The following is a 13,105-nucleotide window of genomic DNA, read 5'->3' as shown; positions in this document are numbered from 1 at the left end:
TTGGGGGTATCTTATGATGGCGTTAAAGAGAATTGGAGTGCTTACCGGGGGGGGAGACTGCCCGGGTTTGAATGCAGTTATCAGGGCGGTAGTTAAAACTGCAAAAAGCCATAATATAGAGGTGTGGGGAATCAAAAATGGCTTCGGCGGCCTTGTTGAAAATCAGATGATTGAGCTATCTACTCTTAATGTCTCTGGTATATTACCACGCGGCGGGACTATTCTCGGTACGACGAATCGAGACAATCCATTTAAGTATCGGATATACAAAGACGGCCAGCTTACATATGAAGATATGTCTGGGCAAGCGATGGAGAATCTTGCTGAAAAAGGGATTGAAGCGCTTGTTGTAATCGGTGGAGACGGTACACTTAGAATTGGTGCTGAGTTTGGCCAATTAGGCTTACCGGTAGTCTGTGTGCCTAAGACAATAGATAATGATATTCCTGGAACTGAACGGACTTTCGGATTTGATACTGCAGTTAGTGTTGCGTCTGATGCTTTAGATAGGCTGCATACGACAGCGGAATCCCACCATAGGGTGATGGTATTAGAAGTTATGGGGCGTTATGCTGGCTGGATCGCACTGCATTCCGGGTTGGCCGGAGGAGCAGATTGTATTTTGATTCCTGAAATACCCTATAATCTTGAAGCTGTAAAAGCTAAAATAGTTGAGCGGCAGAAGCAAAATAAATTATTTAGTATAATTGTGGTTGCAGAGGGCGCAAGAGAAGTGGATGGTGAATTAATAGGTACAAAGCCTGCTGAGGGCAGTAGTGAAAAAATTCGCCTAGGGGGAATTGGTGATAAGCTGGCCAAAGATATTGAAAACTCCATAGGTGTCGAATCGCGATGCACAGTTCTTGGACATCTGCAGCGAGGTGGAAGTCCTACTGCGTTCGATCGGATATTAGCAACTAGATATGGAGTTGCAGCTGTAGAATGTTTGCTTACGGGGAAGACCGGAAATATGGTAGCTTTACAAAATAATAGAATAATTACTATACCTGTTAATGAGCTTGCTGGTAAGCCGGGTAATGTCCCTATTGATAGTGACTTAGTGAATGCGGCAAGATCAATTAATATAAGTTTTGGTGATTGACTGGATATAACATACTTCTTCTTACAACATCATAATATTTACTATATTAAATCAAACTGCCGAACTGGCAGTTTGATTAGTTTTTAGTGTTGTTTGAGGAGGCGAACCATGATGACAATACCATCAGGGTATACATTGGCAATTTTATGCGGCGGTGGGCCGGCCCCAGGTATAAACAGCGTTATAAGTGCGGTTACAATTGAAGCTGAAAAGTATGGCTGGAAAACTCTTGGGATTTTTGATGGATTTTCTCATTTGGCGCAAGGTGACAAAAAGGTGCTCAATTTAACGACAGATATAGTAAGTAGGATTCATTTAGAGGGCGGTAGTATACTTAGAATGTCCAGATTCAATCCAACTAAAAATGCGGCTGATTTAGCTAAGGTAGTCGAAACTCTAATTGATCTTGGTGTTACCCATCTAGTGACGATTGGAGGAGACGATACTGCTTATTCTGCTGCTCAAATATCTTTTTATGCAAAGAAAAACAAAGGAGTAGCTGTGAATATTGTCCACGTTCCTAAGACGATAGATAACGACTTGCCGCTGCCTGAAGGAGTACCGACATTTGGTTTTGAAACTGCTCGGGAAGTTGGAGCCAATATTGTAGAGAATTTAATGGAAGATGCAAAAACAACAGGAAGATGGTACTTTGCCATTGCAATGGGCCGTACTGCTGGCCATTTGGCTTTAGGAATTGGAAAAAGCTCAGGAGCTACAGTTACAATAATCCCAGAAGAATTTGACGAAGGTAAAGTAAGACTGCAAAAAATTGTTGATATACTTGTTGGGTCGATTATAAAAAGGTTAGCGTCAGATCGTAATCATGGCGTTGCCGTTATCGCTGAAGGGGTAATTGAGAAGATATCGCCAGAGGATTTAATGGAGCTGGATGGTGCTTGCAGAGATGATCATGGACATATTCGCTATTCTGAGATCAACTTTGGCGAATTAATTAAGCGGGCAGTGGATAAAGAGTTGAAGTCAGCAGGGATCAAAATGACATTGGTAGATAAAGAAATTGGCTATGAACTGCGTTGTGCGCCGCCGATAGCATTTGATATTGAATATACACGTAATCTTGGTTTTGCGGCATTTGATTTTTTGCGGAATGGCGGTACTGACGCAATGATTACTATCCAAAACAATCAGATTGAACCGCTTGAATTTGACAAAATTCGCGATCCTGCTACTGGTAAAACTAAAATCAGGCTTGTTAATATAGACTCTGTCCAATATCAAGTTGCAAGAGAATTTATGATTAGATTAGAAGAGCAGGATTTAAATTCGAGTGTAATTCTAAAAAAGATGGCTCTTCTAACTAGAACTAGCCCGGATAATTTTATAAGAAAATACCAATATATCACTCAGTAAGACGGAAGAATATATTTAAATTGCCTGACAATACTAATTATGTAAGTATTGGAGGGGCAACTATGGATTCAGTTGGTGCTATTTTGTTCAGGGTAGTAGCAACATTAGGAGTTATACTAATTGCGTTGAAACTTGTTGGTCAACGTCGTATAAGTGAGCTAAATACGCTGGAGGCAGCGGTTTTTATCGTTGCCGCTACTGCTGCCGGCACGGTTATTGCCGATTCGAACGCAGATATTAGTGCTGCGATTATCGCTCTTATCATACTAGGAGCTATTCAGTTTAATATCGGACTGCTTACGAAAATGCGTGAGTTTAATTGTAGAAGAATATTAAAGCCGATTATTATAATTGAAGATGGAAGTTTGTTGCAGGAAAATCTGAAAAAATTACCTATTTCTACTGATCGACTTTTAGAGTTGCTACGTGGTAAAGATGTTTTCAATATAAATGAGGTTGAAATAGCATTATTTGAACCTAGTGGAAATCTAAGTGTTTTGAAAAAGGCACGATATCAGCCAATTACTCCAAATCAGCTTAATTTAGAGGTTGAACAAAATTTGGTATTAGTTCCGGTTATTATAGATGGAAATCTGCAAGAAGATGCTCTTAAAAATCTAGGATTTTCAGTAGTGCAGATTGCAGAATTTGAAAAGCTTAACAAAGAAAAATTAAATGAGGTTTTCGTAGCTTTTATGGATAAGGAGCATAATCTTCATTTAGTAAATAAAAACGATGCTGAAAGTAAAATGTTTATACATTGACAAGGGTGCTCCCTTGTTTTTTTTCGTGCAAGATAACCATAAATCTATGAGATATCAGTTTTCTGAGGTTCAATATAACTGTTGCGACTTGCGCGGGTATAATTGCGTCGACTCATAATTGAAAATGCCACGATGTAGTGTATAATGTTATAAGTGAGAGAGCTGGAAAATATTATAAAGGATGTGCTGCTATGAATGAAAATATAATTGCTGTAATTATTGGAATTATTGAAGGACTAACAGAATTTCTGCCAGTATCTTCAACCGGACATATGATTCTAGTCGGGTCTATGCTAAATTTTGAAGGAGAAATTGCTAGTGTTTTTCAGGTTTTTATCCAGCTAGGTGCTATACTTTCAGTCCTTTTTATATATAGAGAAAAGTTTGTTCAGATGCTCCAGCCGAGAAAACTGAGTCTTTATGGTCGCGGATTAACTGCTCAGCACGTGCTTGCAGGTATAGTTCCTGTTATGGGGATTGGTTACCTTCTTCATTCTCCTATTAAAACGTATCTGTTTTCTCCTTATACAGTTATTATCGGTTTGGTAGCTGGTGCCGTATTGATGTTGTTAGCGGAGAAACTTACTAGTCGTCCTAGTACCCGTGATGTTGATCAAATTACAATAAAACAAGCTTTTTTTGTTGGACTTTTCCAAGTTTTGGCTCTATGGCCTGGTTTTTCACGCTCAGGCTCTACGATTGCGGGTGGACTGTTTTTCGGTTTAAGTCGCAAAGCTGCAGCCGATTTTTCATTTATTATTGCAGCGCCTCTAATGGCGGTAGCTTGTTTATATGACCTATTGAAGGTCTGGAGTAAACTTAGCAGTTCAGACATTACGATGTTTGCTATTGGTTTTGCAGTGTCTTTTGTGGTTGCGTATATATCAGTAATGTGGTTCTTACGTTTTCTGAATAACTCTTCATTAGCGGCATTTGCTTATTATCGCTTTGTTCTTGCGGCGTTTTCCTATTATTATTTTTTTGTTCGATGACCAGGCCTTTATATAACATGGGCACAGGCCCAGCGGATAAGTCCCTGGATAAATTCGGCTAATGTTCATTTGATAAAGTAAGTTGTTTGTTAAAGTCATATAGAACAATTAAAAAATGAAAAAATTAACATCATAAAAGACTTTACATTTGAAAGCTCTTATGATAATATTATTACTTGTGACGAGGTAATTATTTATCGCGGGGTGGAGCAGTTGGTAGCTCGTCGGGCTCATAACCCGAAGGCCACAGGTTCAAGTCCTGTCCCCGCAACCAACTTATTAATCACTTAACAGCTAAAAAGTTATTGACATAATAAGTCGAATAATATATAATAACCTTGTTGTTGACGAAGCAAAATGCTGGCATAGCTCAATTGGTAGAGCAGCTGACTTGTAATCAGCAGGTTGGGGGTTCAAGTCCTCTTGCCAGCTCCATAATGGATGGGTTCCCGAGTGGCTAAAGGGAGCAGACTGTAAATCTGCCGGCTCTGCCTTCGTTGGTTCGAATCCAACCCCATCCACCATTTAATCGCGGGGTGGAGCAGTTGGTAGCTCGTCGGGCTCATAACCCGAAGGTCGTAGGTTCAAGTCCTGCCCCCGCAACCAACATCTATTTGCTGGTGTAGCTCAGTCGGCAGAGCGTATCCTTGGTAAGGATAAGGTCACCGGTTCAATCCCGGTCACTAGCTCCATAATATAATACGGCGGCGTAGCTCAGCTGGCTAGAGCATTCGGTTCATACCCGAAGTGTCCGGGGTTCAAATCCCTGCGCCGCCACCAATAACAACAGTTAACTTCGTGAAAACGGAGTTTTTTTATGTTTTAATGCGAAAACACTCCATGCTAAAATAAGTGTTTTAACTATTAAGTGTATAAAATAAATTTTGGTTGGAAATATTTATAAAGGCTGTAATTTCTAAGTTTCATAGTGGTGTGCTTAAAATCCGCGGCTCAGTCAGAATAATAAAGAATTTTACACAAAAGGGTTTTGGTGGAAAAACAACATACCCGGATGCGTGGGCTATTGACAGCGCGATATAAGTGTGCTAGATTATATTAGTGACATTTTGAAGACGTGTCATATTTACAGGTAAGAGGGGTGCAAAAAATGCGCAATGCAGTAACATTGGCCTGTGTTGAATGCAAACAACGCAATTATCAGTCCAATAAGAACAAAAAAAATGACCCGGATAGATTAGAATTCAATAAGTACTGCAAGTTTTGTCAAAAACATACTTTACACAAAGAAACTAAATAAATTATAATTAATCTGTTGATTAACATAAGTAGGGGTATAGCTCAATTGGTAGAGTAGCGGTCTCCAAAACCGTTGGTTGTGGGTTCAAGTCCTACTGCCCCTGCCATATAACTTTGTGTTAAGCTCAATAGCAGTACGCTACGGGGATGTGAAGAAAATGGCTGCTCAAGAAACAGCTGTGCAAGGCACTACTTCGCGCTGGAAGAGATTTTTCCGAGAAGTAAAAGCCGAACTGAAAAAAGTATCATGGCCGAATAAGCAAGAACTTATATCGTTTACAGGTATTGTATTTGTTTCTGTTGTTGCAGTTTCAGTATTGATTTGGCTCGTTGATATGTTTTTTAATGAGTTATTGCATTTAATTATACGATAAGCCGGCTAAGGGGGTGAGGGACGTAGCAGAGCGTCCCTTCAGGTGATGGAATCCGAAAGAAATTGGTATGTAATCCATACATATTCCGGTTATGAAAACAAAGTTAAAGCCAATCTAGAACGTAAAGTTCATTCGATGGCGATGGAAAACGAAATCTTCCGCGTACTTGTACCGATGGAAGATGAAGTTGAAATTAAAGATGGCAAGAAAAAAATTGCCAAGAAAAAAGTTTTCCCGGGCTATGTTTTGGTTGAAATGATTGTAAATGACCGTTCATGGTATGTAGTGCGTAATACACCCGGTGTAACTGGTTTTGTCGGATCTGGCACTAAACCAATCCCACTCACTGATGCCGAAGTAAAACGTATCCTTAAGGCGATGGGAATTGAAGAACTCAAGCCAAAGATTGATATTGAGGTGTCTCAGCACGTGCGTATAAATTCTGGTGCTTTTGAGAATTGGACAGCCACAGTCACTGAGATATATCCTGACCGCAGCAAGCTGAAGGTGCTTGTAAATATGTTTGGACGTGAAACTCCAGTTGAATTGGATTTTACTCAAGTAGAAAAGATATAGGTATTTATTTAAGGAGGTGTAACATAAATGGCTAAAAAGGTTGTTAAACTTGTAAAACTACAAGTCCCTGCTGGCAAAGCTACTCCAGCGCCTCCGGTCGGTCCTGCGCTCGGTCAAGCTGGTGTTAATATTATGGCTTTCGTAAAGGAGTTCAATGAGAGAACAGCTGCTCAAGCTGGTTTAATCATTCCTGTTGAGATTACAGTATTTGAGGATAGATCATTTACTTTTATCACTAAAACTCCTCCAGCTGCTGTTCTGCTTAAGAAGGCTGCCGGACTTGAAACTGCATCTGGTGAACCTAACAAGAAAAAGGTTGCTAAGTTGCAGCGCGCAAAAGTGCGTGAGATTGCTGAAAGCAAGATGAAAGACTTAAACGCTGCTAGTGTTGAAGCCGCTATGCGGATGATTGAAGGCACTGCTCGCAGCATGGGGATTGACATTATAGACTAATAAGTCTATAATCGTCTTCTCAGTGGGAGGAACTTCCGCTAATACCACAATAGGAGGAAAACGTAATGCCGAAATTTGGTAAGAAATATCAAGAAGCTGCAAAGTTGATTGAAGACAAAGTTTATGATGCTGAAGAAGCAATTGAACTAGCTAAGAAGACATCTATTGCTAAGTTTGACGAGACTGTTGAAGTTGCAGTTAAATTGGGCGTAGATCCTAAACATGCTGACCAACAAGTTCGTGGAGCAGTTGTACTGCCTTACGGTACTGGTAAAACTAAGCGTGTACTTGTTTTTGCTAAAGGCGAAAAAGCTAAGGAAGCAGAAGCAGCAGGTGCTGAGTATGTTGGTGCTGAGGATCTTGTAGCAAAGATTCAAGGCGGATGGGCTGATTTTGATGTAGCTGTAGCTACTCCTGATATGATGGGTACTGTGGGCCGACTTGGTAAAATCCTTGGTCCAAAAGGCTTAATGCCTAACCCAAAAGTTGGTACAGTGACACTTGATGTTACTCGTGCGATAAATGAAATTAAAGCAGGTAAAATTGAATACCGTACAGATAAAGCTGGAAACATCCATGCTCCTATTGGTAAGGTATCATTTGATAGTGAGAAGCTTGTATCAAACTTCCACACCCTGATTGATACATTGGTTAAAGTAAAACCTTCAGCGGCAAAAGGTCAATATCTTCGTGCTATTACAATCAGCACAACTATGGGCCCTGGCGTAAAGGTTAATCCATTAAAAGCCTCCGGCAAGAAAGACTAATTAACGCTAATACAAAAAAGTAAATAGCTTTGTTAGGGCTGTAGACAGCAGGTATTAAATAAAGGACATTGTCCGCCTGCCGAGGCCGGGGATTATAATATGGCATTGCCATTACGACCTCCGGTATTTACTGCCGAGGGGTCGTTTTTAGTTGTTCTTGTTCTAATTTGAAAGGAGGTGGATTACATGGCTGTAACCTCAGAAAAACAGGCAGTGGTAGCTGAGTTAAAAGAAAAGCTCACTAATACTAAAGGTGCTGTTCTTACTAACTATCGTGGTCTTACTGTTGCGCAAGATACTAACCTGCGCCGTAAGCTTCGCGAAGCTGGTGTTGAGTATCGTGTTGTAAAAAACACTATGACTCGCATTGCTGCTAATGAAGTTGGTCTTGAAGGTCTAGATGCTCACCTTGAAGGTCCTACTGCTATAGCCATATCTTTTACCGATCCAGTAGCTCCAGCAAAAATCATTTCTGATTTCGTTAAAGAAAACAAACTTGATGTTCTGGAAGTAAAGGCTGGTATAGTAGAAGGTAAAGTTATAGACGCAAGTGGTGTTAAAGCGTTGGCTGCTCTGCCGCCGCGCGAAGTGCTTATCGCACAAGTACTGGCTGGCATGCAATCTCCAATTGTGGGTCTGGTCAATGTTCTACAAGGCTCTATCCGCAACTTGGTATATGCGCTTGACGCAGTACGTCAACAAAAAGAGTCCGCTTAATAATTAATTAATAATAATTTAAATGAAAGTTTATGGAGGTATATTTAAAATGACTAAAGAAGAAATTATGCAAGCTATAGAGAGCATGACTGTTCTCGAATTATCCGAACTAGTAAAAGCTCTTGAAGAAAAATTTGGTGTTTCCGCTGCTGCTCCTATGGCTGTAGCTGCTGCTCCTGCTGCTGCTGCTCCTGCTGCTGAAGAGAAAACTGAATTTGATGTTATTCTTGCTAACGCTGGCGCTGGCAAAATCAACGTTATTAAAGTTGTTCGTGAAATTACTGGTCTTGGTCTTAAAGAAGCTAAAGAACTTGTTGATGGCGCTCCAAAAGCTATCAAAGAAAAAGTTGCAAAAGCTGACGCTGATGCAATCAAAGCTAAGCTTGAAGAAGCTGGCGCTACTGTTGAAGTTAAGTAATTTAACCTTAACAATATATTTAAAAAATAAAGAGTACCATACGGTACTCTTTATTTTTTGCCCTAACAAAAATTCATGGTAAGAGCGGAAACTGTATCGCCATCGATAAATGACGAAGTCGATATTGCACATTCTAAATAAGGATATATCTGCGGGATTTAACAAATATGGATTTATTTTCTTGACAAAGCATTTTAGATATGATAATATTCTTAAATGCGACATGTGTAATTTGTTGCGAGTTTGAATTTCTTAGCAACAAGTCAGTTAACAAAAAATTCGAAAATATTACTGCTCAAGGTATAACATTATGACTGGTAGGAAATAGTAATATAATGGAGGATGAAGTTCTATTTCATCGCACTAACAAAAGCAAGGTTTTAACTGTTAATATAGAAGCCTTGTCTTTTTCGTATTTATTATTTACTAGCAGGCATTATGTTATGTGTAAGTTTTAGTCAATTTGGGCTAAGGGGTGAAGGATTTAATGTTCAATCCTGTTCCGGTGGGCAAAAGAGTCAGGTATAGCTTCGCTAAGACTAGGGAAGTACTGGACATGCCCAATCTTATTGAAATCCAGAAAAATTCCTACACTTGGTTTTTGAAGGAAGGACTACAGGAAATATTCCACGATATTTCGCCTATCCAGGATTTTACCGGTAACTTGGTATTGTCATTCGAAAACTTCAGTTTGGGAGAACCAAAGTATGATGTTGAAGAGTGCAAAGAACGAGATGTTACCTATTCAGCTCCTCTGCGGGTCAACGTAAGGCTGATTAATCGCGAGACTGGTGAGATTAAAGAACAAGAAGTTTTCATGGGCGACTTTCCGTTAATGACAGATAACGGTACCTTTATAATTAATGGTGCTGAACGTGTTATTGTAAGTCAGTTAGTTCGTTCACCTGGTGCATACTATGGTGAGACAATTGATACAAGCGGTAAAAAATTGTACAACGCAACTGTAATACCTAATCGTGGAGCATGGTTGGAACTAGAAACAGATGCAAATGATGTCGTTTCAGTTCGGGTTGATCGTACACGCAAACTGCCAGCTACTGTATTAATTCGTGCATTAGGATATGGCGCAAATGCCACAATTTCCGAGCTGTTTAATGACGATACCCGCATCAGAGCTACGCTAGAACGCGATAATACTGCTTCTAAAGAAGAAGCTCTGGTAGAAATATATAAAAGACTGCGTCCTGGTGAGCCGCCAACAGTAGATAACGCGACTCAGTTGTTAGAATCATTGTTTTTTGACCCTAAACGTTATGATTTAGCTACCGTAGGTCGATATAAGCTCACTAAAAAACTCGGCTGGCGCAGACGCCTTCTTGGCAAAACGCTATATCAACACATTGTTGATATAGAGACAGGTGAAATCATAATTCCAGAAGGTACAATGCTGGATGAAAAAGAACTTGATCGTATCGAAGAAAGCGGAGTATTTAATGTTGATACATTAATTGAGGTTAAGGTTAAATCTAAGGATGGAAACCCAGTTAAAATGGTTTGCACCCCTAAATTGCCTTACACACATCGGACTATAACTCGTGAAGATATCCTTTCATCGATAAATTACTTGTTAAATTTAATGGATGGTTTCGGTTCTACTGATGACATAGATCATTTAGGAAACCGTCGTCTACGTTCTGTTGGTGAACTGCTTCAAAATCAGTTCCGAATCGGCTTGTCTAGAATGGAAAGAGTCGTAAAAGAGCGGATGACTATTCAAGATGTGGATGTTATAACACCGCAGGCGTTAATTAATATTCGTCCGGTAGTTGCTGCTATAAAAGAATTTTTCGGTTCCAGCCAGTTGTCCCAGTTTATGGACCAAACTAATCCGCTAGCGGAATTAACACATAAGCGCCGTCTAAGTGCTCTTGGCCCTGGTGGTTTGAGTCGTGAGCGCGCTGGTATGGAAGTCCGCGACGTCCATCATTCTCACTATGGTCGGATGTGCCCGATTGAGACCCCTGAAGGTCCAAATATCGGCTTGATTGGTTCTCTTTCTACATATGGACGCATAAACGAATTCGGATTTATGGAAACTCCTTATCGTAAAGTTGACAGATACAGTCACAAGGTAACGGAAGATATCCGCTATCTTACAGCTGATGAGGAAGATGAAGTAGTTATAGCACAGGCTAATGAGGCATTAACTGATGATGGCTGGTTTAAAGAATCGCGCGTAACTGTACGTTACAAAGATGAAACTATCGTTGTTCCTGCTGAGCGCGTAGATTATATGGACGTATCGCCTAAACAGGTTGTATCAATTGCGACTGCAATGATTCCTTTCTTGGAAAACGATGATGCTAACCGTGCTCTTATGGGTGCGAACATGCAGCGGCAGGCAGTACCTCTTTTAAGGACGCAGGCTCCAATTGTTGGTACAGGTATGGAATATAAAGCTGCCCGTGATTCTGGCGTTGTTATATTAGCGAAGAATGCAGGTGTAGTTGAAAAAGTAACCGCACTTGAGATTAAAATACGTACCGACAAAGGCTCATTAGATAGCTATAAACTTTTAAAATATTTGCGTTCTAACCAAGGAACTTGCATAAACCAAAAACCTATAGTATTTAAAGGTGAGCGTATTGAAAAAGGTCAAGTACTAGCGGATGGGCCATCTACCGATAATGGTGAGTTGGCGCTAGGATTTAACGTGCTTGTTGCCTTTATGCCTTGGGAAGGCTATAACTATGAGGATGCTATACTACTTAGCGAAAAACTCGTTAAGGAAGATGTCTTTACCTCAATCCATATTGAAGAATACGAGTGTGATGCTAGGGATACTAAATTAGGTCCAGAAGAAATCACTCGTGATATTCCGAATGTGGCCGAGGAAGCACTTCGCGATCTTGATGACCGCGGCATTATCCGCATAGGTGCAGAAGTTCGTCCTGGGGATATTTTGGTTGGTAAAGTTACACCAAAAGGTGAAACTGAGCTTACAGCTGAGGAACGCCTTTTAAGAGCTATATTCGGTGAAAAGGCTCGTGAAGTGCGTGATACCTCTCTTAGAGTACCTCATGGTGAGGCTGGTAAAATAGTTGACGTTAAGGTTTTCAGCCGTGAAAACGGTGATGAATTGCCTCCAGGCGTAAATCATTTAGTTCGTGTATATATCGCTCAGAAGCGTAAAATATCTGAAGGCGATAAAATGGCCGGACGTCATGGTAACAAAGGTGTTGTTTCCCGCATAATGCGTGAAGAAGACATGCCTTTCTTACCAGATGGCACACCTGTTCAAATAGTACTTAATCCACTGGGCGTACCGTCTCGTATGAATATCGGACAGGTATTAGAAACACACCTAGGTATGGCTGCTGCCTTTTTGGGCATGCAAATTAAGCGCGGCGATGAAAACGTGGCTGAAAAGCTTAAAGCAGTAGGTTATGATGTTGAAAAGCACGGTCTGCCAAAACCCGATATTGCTGGAATACATCTTGCTACACCGGTATTTGACGGAGCAAAAGAGGCAGAAGTATTCAGCGCATTAAGAGCAGCGGGCTTATCTTCTGATGGTAAAACTGCGTTGTATGATGGACGTACAGGAGAGCCGTTTGACAATCATGTAACTGTCGGCTTTGTATATATGCTGAAACTGGCTCACTTAGTTGACGATAAAATCCATGCGCGCTCCACTGGACCATACTCGCTTGTAACTCAACAGCCGCTGGGTGGTAAAGCTCAATTCGGTGGTCAGCGTTTCGGTGAGATGGAGGTTTGGGCACTGGAAGCATATGGCGCGGCTTACACCTTGCAAGAGCTCTTAACAGTTAAGTCTGATGACGTTGTTGGACGTGTAAAAACTTATGAGGCAATTGTAAAAGGTGAAAATGTTCCAGAACCTGGTGTGCCTGAATCCTTTAAAGTACTTATAAAAGAACTTCAAAGTATCGGATTGGATGTTAAAATACTGACTGAGGATGCTCAAGAGATTTTAATACGTGATTCTGATGAGGATATTAACGAGACGGCTAAAGAACTTGATTTGAATATAGGCGGCGATGCAAAAGCTTCAGCACCGCTGGAACGCAAAAAATCTGATTTTGAGCCAGATGTTATTGATGAGATTGAAGCAAATGACGATATTGAACCACTCGAGGAAGAACTCGATATAATTGCTGAGCTTGGAGACATTGGTGAAGAGAACTTCAGCATACCAGCATCGAATGAAGATGACGATGAGTTTCCGACTCGTAAGCCAGGTTCAAAAAAGATGAAAGAAAAAACTAAAAAGATAAACCCACGCGATTTCTTAGACGAGTTCGAGGATGAAATCGAATAATAGAAGGG

General features: G+C 40.5%; 12 protein-coding genes and 7 tRNA genes. All 19 read left to right on the top strand.

What is annotated here, in order from left to right; translation table 11 throughout:
• Positions 1 to 13: 13 nt before the first annotated feature.
• The 19 genes from V6C17_RS15650 to rpoB all read left to right on the top strand — a co-directional run bounded on the left by V6C17_RS15650 (position 14) and on the right by rpoB (position 13,097).
• The gene (locus V6C17_RS15650; RefSeq protein ID WP_333523513.1) at positions 14 to 1,102 is read left to right on the top strand and encodes a 6-phosphofructokinase; all 1,089 of its coding nucleotides are present in this window, start codon (positions 14 to 16) and stop codon (positions 1,100 to 1,102) included.
• A 108-nt stretch (positions 1,103 to 1,210) separates the two neighbouring features.
• Entirely contained in the window at positions 1,211 to 2,476 is a 1,266-nt protein-coding gene (gene pfp, locus V6C17_RS15645; protein WP_333523512.1) for a diphosphate--fructose-6-phosphate 1-phosphotransferase, read from the top strand.
• 62 nt (positions 2,477 to 2,538) lie between these two features.
• A complete protein-coding gene (locus V6C17_RS15640; RefSeq protein ID WP_333523511.1) occupies positions 2,539 to 3,240 on the top strand; it encodes a DUF421 domain-containing protein in 702 nt (233 codons plus the stop codon).
• Positions 3,241 to 3,431: 191 nt separating this feature from the next.
• Positions 3,432 to 4,232 carry an undecaprenyl-diphosphate phosphatase gene (locus tag V6C17_RS15635; protein WP_333523510.1) on the top strand — a complete coding sequence of 267 codons (801 nt, stop codon included), beginning with the start codon at positions 3,432 to 3,434 and terminating at the stop codon, positions 4,230 to 4,232.
• Positions 4,233 to 4,430: 198 nt separating this feature from the next.
• Positions 4,431 to 4,506, top strand: a tRNA-Met gene (locus V6C17_RS15630).
• A gap of 85 nt (positions 4,507 to 4,591) precedes the next feature.
• Positions 4,592 to 4,667: transfer RNA gene (locus tag V6C17_RS15625), tRNA-Thr, on the top strand.
• Positions 4,668 to 4,671: 4 nt separating this feature from the next.
• Positions 4,672 to 4,756, top strand: a tRNA-Tyr gene (locus V6C17_RS15620).
• Positions 4,757 to 4,762: 6 nt separating this feature from the next.
• Positions 4,763 to 4,838, top strand: a tRNA-Met gene (locus tag V6C17_RS15615).
• 10 nt (positions 4,839 to 4,848) lie between these two features.
• Positions 4,849 to 4,924, top strand: a tRNA-Thr gene (locus tag V6C17_RS15610).
• An 11-nt stretch (positions 4,925 to 4,935) separates the two neighbouring features.
• Positions 4,936 to 5,012: transfer RNA gene (locus V6C17_RS15605), tRNA-Met, on the top strand.
• A 328-nt stretch (positions 5,013 to 5,340) separates the two neighbouring features.
• On the top strand, positions 5,341 to 5,490 hold the full coding sequence (gene rpmG, locus V6C17_RS15600; protein WP_333523509.1) for a 50S ribosomal protein L33: 150 nt from the start codon (positions 5,341 to 5,343) through the stop codon (positions 5,488 to 5,490).
• 30 nt (positions 5,491 to 5,520) lie between these two features.
• Positions 5,521 to 5,596 (top strand) — tRNA-Trp (locus V6C17_RS15595).
• Between the two features lie 51 nt (positions 5,597 to 5,647).
• Positions 5,648 to 5,863, top strand: a complete 216-nt coding sequence (gene secE, locus V6C17_RS15590; protein ID WP_333523508.1) for a preprotein translocase subunit SecE — start codon at positions 5,648 to 5,650, stop codon at positions 5,861 to 5,863.
• 45 nt (positions 5,864 to 5,908) lie between these two features.
• Entirely contained in the window at positions 5,909 to 6,439 is a 531-nt protein-coding gene (gene nusG / locus V6C17_RS15585) for a transcription termination/antitermination protein NusG (protein ID WP_333523545.1), read from the top strand.
• Between the two features lie 27 nt (positions 6,440 to 6,466).
• On the top strand, positions 6,467 to 6,892 hold the full coding sequence (gene rplK, locus V6C17_RS15580; RefSeq protein ID WP_333523507.1) for a 50S ribosomal protein L11: 426 nt from the start codon (positions 6,467 to 6,469) through the stop codon (positions 6,890 to 6,892).
• A gap of 65 nt (positions 6,893 to 6,957) precedes the next feature.
• Positions 6,958 to 7,659, top strand: coding sequence for a 50S ribosomal protein L1 (gene rplA / locus V6C17_RS15575; RefSeq protein WP_333523506.1), 702 nt, complete (start codon positions 6,958 to 6,960; stop codon positions 7,657 to 7,659).
• A gap of 186 nt (positions 7,660 to 7,845) precedes the next feature.
• The gene (rplJ, locus tag V6C17_RS15570; RefSeq protein WP_333523505.1) at positions 7,846 to 8,376 is read left to right on the top strand and encodes a 50S ribosomal protein L10; all 531 of its coding nucleotides are present in this window, start codon (positions 7,846 to 7,848) and stop codon (positions 8,374 to 8,376) included.
• Positions 8,377 to 8,425: 49 nt separating this feature from the next.
• Positions 8,426 to 8,794, top strand: a complete 369-nt coding sequence (gene rplL / locus V6C17_RS15565; RefSeq protein ID WP_333523504.1) for a 50S ribosomal protein L7/L12 — start codon at positions 8,426 to 8,428, stop codon at positions 8,792 to 8,794.
• Positions 8,795 to 9,281: 487 nt separating this feature from the next.
• The gene (rpoB, locus tag V6C17_RS15560) at positions 9,282 to 13,097 is read left to right on the top strand and encodes a DNA-directed RNA polymerase subunit beta (protein ID WP_333523503.1); all 3,816 of its coding nucleotides are present in this window, start codon (positions 9,282 to 9,284) and stop codon (positions 13,095 to 13,097) included.
• Positions 13,098 to 13,105: the final 8 nt, after the last annotated feature.

The organism is Dendrosporobacter sp. 1207_IL3150 (assembly GCF_036763085.1).
Lineage (GTDB): Bacteria > Bacillota > Negativicutes > DSM-1736 > Dendrosporobacteraceae > JBAIYU01.
The sequence above is the reverse complement of the archived record's forward strand: the minus strand, read 5'-3'. Positions and strand labels throughout refer to the sequence as shown.